General features: G+C 34.8%; 17 protein-coding genes. 4 read left to right on the top strand and 13 right to left on the bottom strand.

What is annotated here, in order from left to right:
* Positions 1-47 precede the first annotated feature (47 nt).
* On the top strand, positions 48-725 hold the full coding sequence (locus tag D8Q48_RS01725) for a hypothetical protein (protein ID WP_121055366.1): 678 nt from the start codon (positions 48-50) through the stop codon (positions 723-725).
* 324 nt (positions 726-1,049) lie between these two features.
* Here D8Q48_RS01725 and lexA read toward each other — a convergent pair whose 3' ends face one another.
* Positions 1,050-1,667 carry a transcriptional repressor LexA gene (gene lexA / locus D8Q48_RS01730; protein WP_117989034.1) on the bottom strand — a complete coding sequence of 206 codons (618 nt, stop codon included), beginning with the start codon at positions 1,665-1,667 and terminating at the stop codon, positions 1,050-1,052.
* 192 nt (positions 1,668-1,859) lie between these two features.
* On the opposite strand from lexA, the gene D8Q48_RS01735 reads away from it, so the two are divergent.
* Entirely contained in the window at positions 1,860-2,240 is a 381-nt protein-coding gene (locus D8Q48_RS01735; protein ID WP_121055184.1) for a LysM peptidoglycan-binding domain-containing protein, read from the top strand.
* A gap of 247 nt (positions 2,241-2,487) precedes the next feature.
* Positions 2,488-3,597, top strand: a complete 1,110-nt coding sequence (locus D8Q48_RS01740) for a tyrosine-type recombinase/integrase (protein ID WP_117989032.1) — start codon at positions 2,488-2,490, stop codon at positions 3,595-3,597.
* A gap of 257 nt (positions 3,598-3,854) precedes the next feature.
* On the opposite strand, the gene D8Q48_RS01745 is transcribed toward D8Q48_RS01740, so the two are convergent.
* From D8Q48_RS01745 to D8Q48_RS01775, 7 genes are all read right to left on the bottom strand, one after another.
* Positions 3,855-4,496, bottom strand: coding sequence for a cytidylate kinase-like family protein (locus tag D8Q48_RS01745; protein ID WP_117989031.1), 642 nt, complete (start codon positions 4,494-4,496; stop codon positions 3,855-3,857).
* A gap of 65 nt (positions 4,497-4,561) precedes the next feature.
* Positions 4,562-5,467, bottom strand: a complete 906-nt coding sequence (locus D8Q48_RS01750; protein WP_117989030.1) for an RluA family pseudouridine synthase — start codon at positions 5,465-5,467, stop codon at positions 4,562-4,564.
* 95 nt (positions 5,468-5,562) lie between these two features.
* On the bottom strand, positions 5,563-6,072 hold the full coding sequence (lspA, locus tag D8Q48_RS01755) for a signal peptidase II (RefSeq protein WP_117989029.1): 510 nt from the start codon (positions 6,070-6,072) through the stop codon (positions 5,563-5,565).
* Between the two features lie 16 nt (positions 6,073-6,088).
* Positions 6,089-6,865: a YlmH/Sll1252 family protein gene (locus tag D8Q48_RS01760; RefSeq protein WP_121055186.1), complete on the bottom strand. Its 777-nt coding sequence runs from the start codon at positions 6,863-6,865 to the stop codon at positions 6,089-6,091.
* 14 nt (positions 6,866-6,879) lie between these two features.
* A complete protein-coding gene (locus tag D8Q48_RS01765) occupies positions 6,880-7,428 on the bottom strand; it encodes a cell division protein SepF (RefSeq protein WP_117989027.1) in 549 nt (182 codons plus the stop codon).
* Positions 7,429-7,490: 62 nt separating this feature from the next.
* Entirely contained in the window at positions 7,491-8,183 is a 693-nt protein-coding gene (locus tag D8Q48_RS01770) for a YggS family pyridoxal phosphate-dependent enzyme (RefSeq protein ID WP_121055188.1), read from the bottom strand.
* A gap of 24 nt (positions 8,184-8,207) precedes the next feature.
* Complete coding sequence (locus D8Q48_RS01775) at positions 8,208-9,596, bottom strand: HlyD family efflux transporter periplasmic adaptor subunit (RefSeq protein ID WP_121055190.1); 1,389 nt, start codon at positions 9,594-9,596, stop codon at positions 8,208-8,210.
* A gap of 128 nt (positions 9,597-9,724) precedes the next feature.
* On the opposite strand from D8Q48_RS01775, the gene D8Q48_RS01780 reads away from it, so the two are divergent.
* Positions 9,725-9,928 (top strand): DUF378 domain-containing protein, encoded by a 204-nt coding sequence (locus tag D8Q48_RS01780; RefSeq protein ID WP_117989024.1) that lies wholly within the window; start codon positions 9,725-9,727, stop codon positions 9,926-9,928.
* A 67-nt stretch (positions 9,929-9,995) separates the two neighbouring features.
* Here the strand turns inward: D8Q48_RS01780 and D8Q48_RS01785 are convergent, their stop codons facing one another.
* The 5 genes from D8Q48_RS01785 to minD are packed head-to-tail and all read right to left on the bottom strand — an operon-like array spanning position 9,996 to position 13,608.
* Positions 9,996-11,072 (bottom strand): D-alanyl-D-alanine carboxypeptidase family protein, encoded by a 1,077-nt coding sequence (locus tag D8Q48_RS01785; protein WP_330514172.1) that lies wholly within the window; start codon positions 11,070-11,072, stop codon positions 9,996-9,998.
* Positions 11,056-11,451 (bottom strand): methylglyoxal synthase, encoded by a 396-nt coding sequence (locus D8Q48_RS01790; RefSeq protein ID WP_022075529.1) that lies wholly within the window; start codon positions 11,449-11,451, stop codon positions 11,056-11,058. Before D8Q48_RS01790 ends, D8Q48_RS01785 begins: the two co-directional genes overlap by 17 nt.
* 16 nt (positions 11,452-11,467) lie before the next feature.
* Complete coding sequence (locus D8Q48_RS01795; protein WP_117989023.1) at positions 11,468-12,598, bottom strand: FtsW/RodA/SpoVE family cell cycle protein; 1,131 nt, start codon at positions 12,596-12,598, stop codon at positions 11,468-11,470.
* A 10-nt stretch (positions 12,599-12,608) separates the two neighbouring features.
* Entirely contained in the window at positions 12,609-12,803 is a 195-nt protein-coding gene (locus D8Q48_RS01800) for a cell division topological specificity factor MinE (protein WP_022075527.1), read from the bottom strand.
* Positions 12,804-12,816: 13 nt separating this feature from the next.
* Positions 12,817-13,608 carry a septum site-determining protein MinD gene (gene minD, locus D8Q48_RS01805; protein ID WP_117989022.1) on the bottom strand — a complete coding sequence of 264 codons (792 nt, stop codon included), beginning with the start codon at positions 13,606-13,608 and terminating at the stop codon, positions 12,817-12,819.
* Between the last annotated feature and the right edge of the window lie 5 nt (positions 13,609-13,613).

Here is a 13,613-nt window from a genome sequence, read left to right on the forward strand (position 1 = left end):
ACGAAATACCTAAAACAATTCCGGTCGCAGACTATGCCGGATATATTATGAAAAATTTTAAACCGGATGTCATAAAATCCAAAAAGCCTGAATCGGAATGGACAGAAAAAGAACATACAGAATATACAAAATGGAGTCTTAAACTGTCTATGGCACATAGATTCAAGCAACAAATACAGGAGAATAAGCCCTTAACAAATAGGGACAAAAGGATTATAGAGCGTTTTAGAAGTGGCGCAGATTTCTTTGGCGAAAAAATATGTGGCAAAGAAACATCAAGACTATTCGAACAACCATATACTTTTGATCTATTTGATGAGTGGCAGGAAAGGCACTTTAAAGAACACCCGGAAGACAAAGATAAAACTATCGAAGAGTTATTTGACATACGGCTTTCTGAACAGAAGCTATATCATTACAAAGAAGTAAACGGCAAATATTATGGTGCAGAAATCCCAAAAGAAATACATTACACAGAATATTTCCGATATCTATATTTCAATGTAAAGTATGAATTTAGTGAGAAAACATATTACAGATCTATCCCATATACAGACAAGGATAAGCAAGAAAGTATATGGGATAGGGAACGCTGCTTCGTTGCACAAGAGATCAGTGAATGGAGAGTGGACGAACTAGAAGATTGGCAGCGAGATCTTATCGAAAAAATAAGAGTCGGTGTTGAGCTAAAAGACGATGATATTGTTAAAGCAATGGGTTATTAAAATCTAAATCATGAGCCTCTTTAATCGAGGAATTCAACGATTTATGATAGCAACAACAAGTTCCAAACTAAATAAAATTCCGATTTTATTTAGATTACTAATCGTCTGAAACAAGCAAATATTGCTTAAAACAGAGGATAACGATTTTTACGAAAAACAGAAAAATCATGTTTGCGAAAGGATACACTCTGAAGCAAAAAGTTTTTGTATAAATAAAAATAACAGGTTGACCAAGAATACTTTTAATTTCATGGTTACACCTGTTATTTTTATTCTCATAAACAATAAATTATTCTATGTATCTTATTGAAAATCGTTCATACATTACTTGAAAAATCGGAACACGCCAATCACTTTACCAAGAATGATACAGTCCTTCACGATAATTGGATCCATAAAATCATTCTCTGGTTGCAAACGAATGATTCCCTCTTCACGATAGAATGTCTTCACTGTAGCACCATCATCTATTAATGCAACTACCTTATCTCCATTATCCGCTGTCTGTTGCTGTTGTACAAGGATATAATCACCATTTAAGATTCCTGCATTAATCATACTTTCCCCTTGTACTTGTAACAGAAAAGTCTGTTTATTAGGCATCATCTCTGCCGGTATCGGAAAGTAATTCTCAATATTCTGCTGTGCAAGTAATGGCTCACCTGCGGCAACACGACCAATTATCGGTACATTGACCATCTCACGTCTTGTTAAATTAAATGTATCATCTAAAATTTCAATTGCACGTGGTTTCGTCGGATCTCTATGTATGTATCCGTTCTTCTCCAATGTCTCAAGATGTGAGTGTACTGAAGACGTAGACTTTAAATGAACCGCCTCGCAAATTTCACGAACTGCAGGTGGAAACCCACGCTCCAGAATCTGTGATTTGATATATTCTAAAATTTCTTCTTGTTTTTTACTGATTTTTCCCTGTGCCATACGAATCCCCTCCCGGCTGTTTTACTATTTTTATAGTATCATAGGAAAAGTGAAATAGCAAACATTTGTTGCGAAAATATGTTCGAATATTATAGCAAGCTTCATTGACAAACATATGTTCGTGTCGTATACTATATTTATAGCAAGAACAAACGTTCTGTATAGCTTTGATAAATAGGAGAGTGCAGTAATATGAGAAAAGAACATACGAATAAAAGGAAACATTCTAGAAAATTAAAAGGTAATATGTTATCAGTTATGACAGCATTCTTATTGATTGCTGTATCCTGGGCCGGATTTGGAAGTGTAATTACATCGGCAAAAGATTCGAATACAACCATTTCAAGTACACCGGTAGTCTATAAAAGTATTACGATTCGCGAAAGTGATACATTATGGAGTATTGCCGAACAGTATAAACCTGAAAGTTACAGTATAGATAGATATATTAAAGAACTGAGAGAATTAAACCATCTGCAGAGTAATCAAATCTATTCTGGTAACAAACTGATTATCATCTGCGACACTTTGACTAATGTAGATCCAGATTGTATTCAAATTGTTTCCAGATAAAATTGCAATTAATTATAGTGCACAAAAGTTATTTGCTTAACTTAGAATTAATTTAAGAACATAAGGAAATACACATCAAAACCAGAACGTATTTTCCTTATGTTTTTTTATTTTTTCAAAAGAGAGTACTTTTTCAATAGAATTCAATCTATACGACAAATACCGATTTTTCCAATAGATATAGACAAAATATACTTAATATGTTATATTCTAACTATATTACTATCAATAAGGGGGTTTAAACATTATGAAAGAATCAGAACTTGAAAATCAAAATACACCAACTTTTATTGAAAACACTGCTGAAAAATCTTATCACGAACAAACTTATATCGATAATACATTGAGACTGCGTGAAATATTAAAAACGCTTCCTTCTTTTGCCAAAGATTATTTCCGGGCAATTGAACCAACCACGTCTGCTAAGACAAGAATATCTTATGCATATGATATACGCGTGTTTTTCCGCTTTTTAATGGAAAATAATCCACTATATAAGAATTACTCCGTCGACCAGTTTGAAACGTCCGATTTGGAGCGATTAGAGCCTGTAGACATTGAAGAATATCTTGAGTTTCTAAAAGTTTATAAAAATGACGAAGAAAAACAGATTACGAATACTGAAAATGGACTTTCACGTAAAATGTCAGCTTTACGAAGTTTTTATAGTTATTATTTTAAACATCAAATGATTTCTAAAAATCCGACATTGTTCGTAGATATGCCAAAATTACACGAGAAGGCAATTGTTCGGCTTGATACAGATGAAATTGCACTTTTACTCGATTTTGTTGAACACGGCGGTGACAAATTAAGTGGGCAGAAAAAAGCCTACTATGAAAAGACCAAAAATCGAGATCTGGCCATTATTACATTATTATTAGGAACAGGTATTCGTGTTTCTGAATGCGTTGGCTTAGATATACAAGACGTAGATTTTAAGAATAACGGAGTTAAAGTCCTCCGCAAAGGCGGTAATCAAATGATTGTATATTTTGGTAAAGAAGTCGAATATGCATTAAAGAACTATCTGTATACAACAAGAAAAACCGTAATCCCTCTTCCGGGTAATGAAAATGCACTATTTCTGTCTACTCAGAGAAAACGTATGGGGGTCCAGGCTGTTGAAAATATGGTTAAAAAATATGCCCGCCAGATAACTCCTAACAAAAAAATTACCCCTCATAAATTGCGAAGCACTTATGGCACTGCATTATACAGAGAAACCGGAGATATTTATCTTGTTGCAGATGTTTTAGGACATAAAGATGTAAACACTACTAAAAAGCATTATGCAGCAATTGATGAGGATAGACGCCGACAAGCCGCATCAGCTGTAAAATTACGAGAAGAATAATATAAAAGTGGAAGAAACTGGAGCATCTGCTATCCTATCTTCCACTTTTATTATCTCAGTCGAGAAGACTCCCACCTCTTTTAGGTGGTGAGTAACAGCAAATTTATCTCAGTGGGAGTACAATCTCCGACTGAGATAAACGCTCCGCGAGGATGCGCAGTGATTCTGTAAAGAATGTGTCAGCTTACGCTGACCAGAATCACGCGCCAAGTCTCGCGGCTGCTCGACTTGAATTTAATATTCTTTACATTATAAAATTAGATTTGTTTATCAGAAACACCTTCCTTAAACAGTACATATTGTTCGATTGCTTTAGCTGTTCCTTCTATGCCAAGCTTTGAGCTGTTCAAGCATAATTCATAACTATCCGCATCGCCCCAACGCTTGTTTGTATAATAGTTATAATAACTTGCTCTCTTCTTGTCTGTCTTTACGATACGATCCTTTGCTTTATTGGCAGGTAAATCATAAATTCGACTAATACGGGAAATTCTTGCCTCCATATCTGCATGAATAAATATGCTGACTACATTATCATAAGATTCCAACGCATAATCTGCGCAACGACCAACCAAAATGCAAGGACCTTCGTCTGCAATCTTCTTAATCGTATCGAACTGTGCAAGGAATACTTTATGATTGAGCGGCATATCATTATATGCGCTTCCAGCATACCCCATAGAATATGTATCCATTACGAGTGAATAGAGAAAGCTGTTTGTTGGCTTCTCATCGTGAGTTTCAAAAATCTCTTCACAGATACCGCTTTCCTTTGCTGCTCTGGCGAGCATTTCTTTATCATAAAGTTTGATTCCGAAATCCTCAGCAATCTTATAACCAATCTCTCTTCCAGCGCTTCCATACTGTCTTCCAATTGTAATAATCGTATTTGTTTTCATACTAGCCACGCTCCTTTACGCTGTATTGATGCACGAACTCATCTATACTCTTTATTATATTCGTTCTAATGCATTTTTTCAAGTAAACCCTGAAAATAATCTGGTAGTGGTGCATCAAATTCCATATATTTACCAGTTGTTGGATGCGTGATTCCAAGTACCTTTGCATGTAATGTCTGTCCCTGCAATTTATAAGGACATTTCGCAGGACCATATACCTGATCCCCTAGAATCGGATGTCCGATACTGGACATATGCACGCGTATCTGATGTGTTCGTCCGGTTTCCAACTGGCATTCAATATAAGTAAATTGCTGAAATCTTTTCAAAACACGATAATGCGTAACTGCTTCTCTTCCATTGGTACAGTGAACACTCATTTTTTTTCGGTCAATTGGATGGCGACCGATCGGTTTATCAATGGTTCCCTCATCTTCTTTTAATCTTCCATGAACAATAGCGTGATATTTTCTTGTAATAGAATGTTCTTTAAGCTGCTTTGCAAGAGCCTGATGAGCACGATCATTTTTGCATATCAATAAAGAACCGGTTGTATCCATATCTATCCTATGAACAATACCAGGACGCATAACTCCGTTAATTCCTGATAAATTATCCTTACAATGGTACATGATTGCATTCACCAGCGTTCCGGTATAATGTCCTGGTGCGGGATGTACTACCATACCTTTTGGTTTATTTACTACAAGGATATCCTGATCTTCATATAAAATATCCAACGGAATATTTTCCGGAAGGATATCCGGTTCTTTCAATTCTGGGATTTCTACTTCAATCTGATCAGAAGCTGAAAGTTTAAAATTTGATTTCACAGTCATTCCATTTACCCGCACCATATTTTCCTTGATTAATTTTTGGATATGTGAACGAGTCATATCTTCAAGCTGTTCTGACAAATATTTATCGATACGTTCTCCGCCCTTTTCAATTGTAAAGAACAATTTTTCCATACTTCTTCATCTCCAATCTACTACAATAATTCTGTAAATACAGAAAGTGACATTACAAAACGTAATGCCATCTTTATATAAACTCTAATTATTTTTTATTTTCTGCTTACCCATGCAAAATCTTCATCTTTGTAATAAAATAAAACAAGAATTGCAAAGAGTACACAAGCTACTACAACATAACAATCCGCTACATTAAAAATTGGAAAATCGATTAAACTAAAATAGAAAAAATCAATAACATAATTGAGTCGAATTCGATCAATCATATTCCCTATTGCACCCGCACAAACTAAAACTGCACAAAAACGAAGCCAAAAATAACGTGACGTATGCGGTATTTTCCCATACAAATAACCGATTGCAATTAAAACAATACTTGCACCGATTAAAAATATAATCTGTTTGTTCTGCAACATTCCAAATGCTGCACCCCGATTTTCAAGATAATGCAACTCAAAAACGTTTGGAATTATTGTAATACTGTCTTTTCCCTTTAAATTGTGTACTACAAGCCATTTTGTAATCTGATCAATAAAAATAGCTATTACACACCAGAGCACAGCATACATATAGCTTTGAAAAGTTTTATTTTTATTCTGCATAATACAAGCTCCTAAACTATACATATTTATGTATTAAGACATAAATTCTTTTTTTCTTTGTAAAAGCAAGTGTTTCTATAAACTCAAATTTTCCCATCCCTCGAACAGAAATAATATCATGCTCTTTTACTTGATATGCATTAGAAGTAATCAAACGCCCGTTTACAAAAACTTTTCCACCTTCTATAAGACCTGATAATTTACTTCTGGAAGACGAAAATGCGACCGATAAAAGACTGTCCAAACGCACTGATGCCACAGTGCCTTTTATTTCTTCATATCGTGGGCTGTAGTGAAAATCCGTTAATTCATCAATTGTTGCTAATACTGAAGTATGACGGATGCGAGTTATATTTTCTGTTAAAAACTCCTGCATCTGCATCTTTACAAATACAATTGCCTCGGAATCAGTAATAAGAATATCTCCAATCATCCCTCGTTCTATTCCCAAATTTAAAATAGCTCCCAGATAATCTCTATGACTCAGAGCTTCACTGTATTTCTTATTTAAAGGAGAAATATGTAGGACCGATATTTCTGATCGAAAAATATCTAAATCTTTAATATCACGCAAAGAAAGAGCATCAGGTATAAATGCTGCCATCTGACGCTCTGCGAAATCATATCCTCCAAAAACTATAACCCCCGTGTAAAGCCTGTCTTTCGGAATCGAATGTAAAATATTCTGTTCATTCAAATTCAAAAAATCTGAATATGTAATAATATTACGATGATATGCCTGTCTGGATAAATCAATAAAATGCTTTTCCAGAAGCTGTTCTTCTTTTTGCATCTTGTTCTGCCTTATTAAAATCTGCCTCTCACAGCGGATGTCTCCATAGAACCGCTAAGTAAATCCTGTAAATCACCTGTAATATCAACATTCGTAGGTGTTACAAGAAAAATATAATTTGAAATTTTCTGAAGATTTCCACTGATTGCAAAAGTAGCACCGGAAATAAAATCAATAATTCTCTGTGCGATCTCAAGATCCAGACCTTCTAAATTCAAGATAACAGTACGTCCTGCAAGTAAAGTCTCTGTAATCTCTCTGGAATCATCTACTGAAGTAGGTTTTACTACACAAACCTCCATGCTTGCTCCACGTCTGGATGCAGGCTGACGCATCGGTGTTACTTTACTGCTTGTTGCAGGTGTAAATTTATTCTCGATATCTTCTCCTGCATCAAAATCTTCAAATTCAGGTTCTTTATTAGTATGTTTCTTCCCGAAGAATGAACGATGAGGTTTTTCTTCTTCATAGTCATCGTCATACATCTCATCCTCATCATAGAAATCATCATCATAATCATCATTTAATTTCATGATGTCCAGAAACTTATCAAACACTCCCATGTTTACACTCCTTCTTGTGCGATATACACAACATATTTTTATACATTACTTTCTTTATATTCTTATATATTATAATTTCTTGCACCAAAAATCCCTGTTCCAACGCGAACCATTGTGGCACCTTCTTCAATTGCAACAGCATAATCATTGGTCATTCCCATAGAAAGTATGCTCACATTAACATTATCAATGTTTTTTGCATTAATGTCAACAGATAATTTGCGTAAATTCGTGAAAATTTCACGATTTTCTTCAGAATTTTCTACAAAAGGCGCAATTGTCATCAGGCCACATACTCGAACATGTGGAAAAGCAGAAATTTTTTCTATAAAAGGAATTACCTCTTCCATTTTCAGCCCGAATTTACTTTCCTCTTCTGCTACATTGACCTCTACTAGAATATTTGCAATCAAATTCTTTTTTGCAGCTTCTTTTTCAATTGTCTCTGCAAGCTTCATAGAATCCACAGAATGAATCAAGTCAACTTTATCAATGATATACTTTACTTTATTAGTCTGTAAATGTCCAATCATGTGCCAGTGAATATCCTTTGGCAGTGCCTCGTATTTTTCAGTTAATTCTTGAACTTTGTTTTCACCAAACACTCGTACTCCCAAGTTATATGCTTCCTGAAGCACTGAAACAGGCTTTGTTTTACTTACTGCGATCAAAGTTACGTCCTCTCGTGAGCGTGAAACTTTGTCACAAGCCTGTTGGATATTTTGTTCTACTTCATTTAATTGTTCTTTCAACATTATGAAAACCTCCATATATCTTTTTTACTGAAATACTACTTCATTTTCTGTAACAGAGTGCCCGTCTTGAACAATATGATCATAATTACTCAAGCCATAAGCTGTACCTTCTTGAATGATATAATAATCATCGTTTTCGCAAAGGATTTGAATTGTCTTAAATACGGCATATCCTTTATTAATACAAAAGACTCCTTTTAAAGCTCTTTGATCACCTAATGAATATGTTTCCTGAGTTCCGGACTCCCCTGTCTTAATCAGAACTGTTCCAGATTCAAATGCTTCCGGATTTAGATAAACAGTTCCATCCGCTTCTGTATAATAAATATCTACCGTTTGATATTTTACAGAGTCACCATCTTGTATCATCACTCCCTGTGAAGAACTGTTTCCGCTTGTCGTCAGGTACTCGCCTGGAATTGTGTAAAATAATTTTTCAATCGCTGCACTTTTAGGTATTTTCAACCCACTCTGATCATCCAGAATCAATTCTACAGATAAAAATCTACTACTAGAATATTGAATCATTGCACTATCATAAGTCAAATGCCCATAATAGTCGTCCCCTTTTCTGACAATTGCTAAATCTGCCAAAATGGTATCATTATTCTTATTAATCCTCGTTTTGACATACTGAATGCCTGCAAGACTGGCTGCTGTTTTTTTATCTAGTTGTATATAAACATCCCAATTTTCGTCTGTAACAACTTTATATACGGGATCACCAGCCTTTATTTTTGTCTGATCTGTCAATTGTGTAGACTCATAATTACTTCTGTCAAAATTTTTATTGTTAAGAGTATCTTCTGTTAAATTTTCGTAACCATCTACATTTAAAACAAGTATTCCATCTGAATCACTTGGATATGTAGCAATAACATCTGAATTTCCGGCAATTACTGCATCTAACTGTGAGGTTTTTGACTGATTCGCAGCACCATGCAATGCCGAATTAATTTCTGTTTTTAATGAATAAACAGATGAAAAATGTCCATTTGTATAGCTTTCATTAAAGTCCTGTATTTTGTAAATAAGATTATTTTGCTCTTCATTTGTAAGCGTGGTGCCTTCTGTATCATTTCCACTTGGAATATTTAACTTATTATGGGATAATACATAAATATTATTACCTTTTCGAAGCTTGGAATTTTCATCTTGAAAATAATTCACATAACCACTTGCATCTGCATAAAATACTTGCTCTTTTCTAAGCACAAGTCCGGTATAGGAATTATCTTTTACGATACTTCCCTCGCGTACTTCATATACAGATATTCTTTTTGCGGTTGCATATGTAAAAATTGTAACAACAAGATAAATAAAAATAAACGCAAAAAGAACAATTCCTATATTCATTTCCTGTTTATTTTTATAATGTCGGATATTAATTGTTTTCTTTACTTTTCGTTTCAATTCAGACTCCTCAAATGAAATCCTGTAAATTTATTCTTCATTAACTTGTCTAGTATAACATTTTTTTATGTATATTTCCAGCGTTTCAACAAATAATAAGAGTATTGATTGGAAAAGGAGGAATTTAAATGAAATGGTTTGATAACACGTCTTTGACGCTTGTAATCATTGGCGCACTAAACTGGTTATTAATCGGAATTTTCCGTTTTGACTTGGTTGCATTTTTATTTGGAAATATGAGCTGGCTTTCTCGTATTATTTATACGCTCGTAGGATTATGCGGGCTCTATCTGATTAGTCTGTATGGAAGAATAGAAAATACATCAGAATAATATTTTTGAATATTACATTAAAAAAGATGCGGATTAAATATAATTCCGCATCTTTTCTGTATTTAAATTAATTTTCTGCTGATTTAGTTCCAACCCCTGCAGCAAGTAGTGCTGTCATATCATCGTAAAGAATTGTCTTTGTATCTGCACCCATTATTACAGATATGTAAGGATTCGAATCCATATCCTGATTATATAAAATAACACAAGATCCTGCTTCGTCAGTTGTACCTGTTTTACCTCCAAGTACATTCACACCCTCTGGCGGAGTTGCTTCTCCGGCCGAATAATAATTAGTAGGAATCCACTCTGTTGTCCACTGATCTCCATCAGCAGATGTAATCGTTGCAGAATATGATTTCTGGGAAATAATATCAATAAATGTTGGATTCTTCGAGCATGCATTAAACATTAAATAAAGGTCATAAGCTGTTGTATACTGTTGTGGATCATGAAGCCCATGTGGATTAACAAAATTTGTATTAGTTGCTCCTAAAGCCTTCGCCTCTTCATTCATTTTCTGAACAAAAGCTTCTACACTTCCACCAACGTGCTCTGCTATTGCCAATGCCGCATCATTGCCTGAATAAAGTAACAGACCATTCATTAAATCATACATTGATACCTGATCACCTGCTTCAAATCCGCAAACTTGTGCATCTGCTTCTAAATTCACAGCATTTTCGCTTATTGTAACAATATCATCGAGATTTCCATATTTAAGAGCAACATAAGCAGTCATAACTTTTGTTGTACTAGCCGGATATAACTGTGTATGAATATTGTCGGCATAAAGTACTGTATTATTTTTAATATCGAATAAACCGGCAGCCCCCAAAGAAGCGTCGTCTGAATAGCCTTCCAATGAAACATTGTTTGAAGTTACACATAAATCTTTTGCAAATGTATCTCCTTTATATAGGCTTTTATTATAATTTTTCGTCTCATAATCAATTACATAATCTTTCTTAGATCCTGAATGGATTAAATATGCAATTCCTATAGCCGTCAGACATAAAATAAGAATAACCAATACGGTTACTACCTGCTGTTGTCTTCGTCTTCTTTTTCGCAATGCCTTTCTTCGTCTTGCTGCATCATAAGAATTCTGTGTCTGTTTTTTGTTTTTATTTGTACATTTCACGCCAATCCAAATCTCCTCTGTCTAATGCAAGAATCAAAGCCTCTGCAGTGGCAATGTTTGTTGCAATTGGTATGTTATAGATATCGCACAACTTTACAATATCGTTGACATCCGGTTCATGAGAACGTGATGTTAATGGATCTCTAAAGAAAATAAGTAAATCCATATCATTATGTTCAATCTGCGCCCCTAACATCTGTTTTCCGCCTAAATGTCCAGGAAGATATTTATGGATTGTTAGGTTTGTAACATTTTCAACCAACGTACCTGTTGTTTCCGTTGCATACAAATTATGTTTACTCAATATTCCTCTGTATGCAATACAGAAATTCTGCATAAGTTTCTTTTTTGCATCATGTGCTACTAATCCGATATTCATTACAAGTTCACTCCTCTTACTGGTATTTATTCTGTTGAAGTCCAACATTAAGAACAAGTCCGATTCCTATATAGAAACAGACGACTGAGGTCTGTCCGTAGCTGACAAACGGAAGCGAAATTCCGGTATTTGGGAATAGCATTGTTGCTACACTGATATTAATAAAACTTTGGATACCAATCAATGCAGCTACTCCGGAACAAATGAGCTTTCCACTTATGTCTTTCGTCCTCATTCCAACAGAAATACAACTGATTACTATTAATAATAGCAAAATAATGACGCTACAACAACCCACAAATCCTAATTCTTCACCAATAATTGCAAAAATAAAATCTGTTTGAGGCTCTAAAATAAAATTTCCATTTTTAACAGAGGTTGTCGCATCGCTGTTATAGCCTTTACCTGTTAGTTGTCCTGACCCAATTGCCATAACAGAATTTAACTGCTGATATGCTTCATCCGATTCATATTTTTCTGGTTCCAACCATGCAAGAATTCGGTTTTGCTGATATCCATGAAGAAGCGGTTGATTTGGCTGTATAACAATCACAAACAAAATCACTGCTATTGGAACTACGATTGCCAATACTGTTCCTATAAATTTGTAACTCAAGCCGCCTACAAACATCAATACACAGAACAATAAACCCAGACATATGGTATTTGATAAATTAGGTTGCTTGTAAATCAATACTAAAGACGGAAGGATAAGTGCAACGCCCTGGATGATTGTCCACTTATCATTGATTACCCGATGTCGTTTCTTTAAAAATTGTGCATAGAATAAAATCATTAAAATTTTAGTCAGATCAGATGGCTGAAATTGAATAAATCCTAAATTCAACCATCTGGTTGCACCATTTACATCAACACCGAATAAAAGCACTGCTACAAGTAATACTAAATTAACGATGTATAATAGCCAGTAAAATTTTAATATCCACTCATAATCAATCAATGAAACAATCACCATCGCAACAAATCCAATAAGTACTCCAAGGAGTTGTTTAAATTGATATGAGTCTTTTGCGCTTCCTACAACAAAAATTCCAACAATAGATATTGCAAGAACAAGTGCAATTAAAATAAAATTATAATCTTGTATATGATATTGCTGTTTAAGCTTTTTAATAAAAAATTTCACTTTTTTTCTCCTATAGTTTTATATGTATATCTGATCTTGAAATTTCGATATCTAACTGTTCAGGTTTAATATCAATATATTTAGAAATTGCAATATATATATCATTTGACATTTTCTCTACTATATCAGGTGTACATTTCATTCTATCGGCTACAACTAATGACCGTACTCTTTCTTTTGCAATCTCAACAGATGGCACACTCATATATTGCAGCCTCCTAATTTTTTACAAACATATGTTTAAAGCGGGAAAGGATTCCTTCTGGTCTGTTAAAATCCGGTATTGGTATCTCTTCACCTAAAATTCGCTGACAAATATTACTATATGCCTGTCCCGCAACACCGGACTCTCCAATTACAGCTTCCCCCTGATTTGTTGCAATTACAACCTGCTCATCATCCGGAATTACTCCTAGAAGCGGAATTGCCAGAATTTCTGTCACGTCTTCAACTGACATCATATCGCCTCTTCGTACCATGTCAACGCGAAGCTTGTTGATCAGTAATTCTTTTTTTGCAATTCCCTCCGCTTCGAGAAGACCTATGATACGATCTGCATCACGAATAGCGGAAACTTCCGGAGTGGTTACAACAATTGCGCTGTTAGCACCTGCAATTGCATTTTTAAATCCTTGTTCAATTCCTGCAGGACAATCAAGTAAAATGTAATCAAATTCCATCTTTAATTCACTGATCAGCTTTCGCATTTGTTCTGGTGACACCGCTGACTTATCTTTTGTCTGTGCCGAAGGAAGTAAATATAACTCTGGAAAACGCTTGTCCTTGATCAATGCCTGCTTCATCCTACATCCACCTGAAATCACATCTACCAGATTATATACAATACGATTTTCCAAGCCCATGACAACATCAAGATTCCGAAGCCCCAGGTCTGTATCAATGACTACAACCTTCTTGCCCTTTGATGCAAGTCCTATTCCGATATTTGCTGTCGTTGTTGTTTTACCAACACCGCCTTTTCCTGATGTAATGACAATTACCTCACCCATTCTTG

The sequence above is a fragment of the Ruminococcus sp. B05 genome, from assembly GCF_003628495.1.
GTDB classification, from domain to species: Bacteria; Bacillota; Clostridia; order Lachnospirales; family Lachnospiraceae; genus Schaedlerella; species Schaedlerella hominis.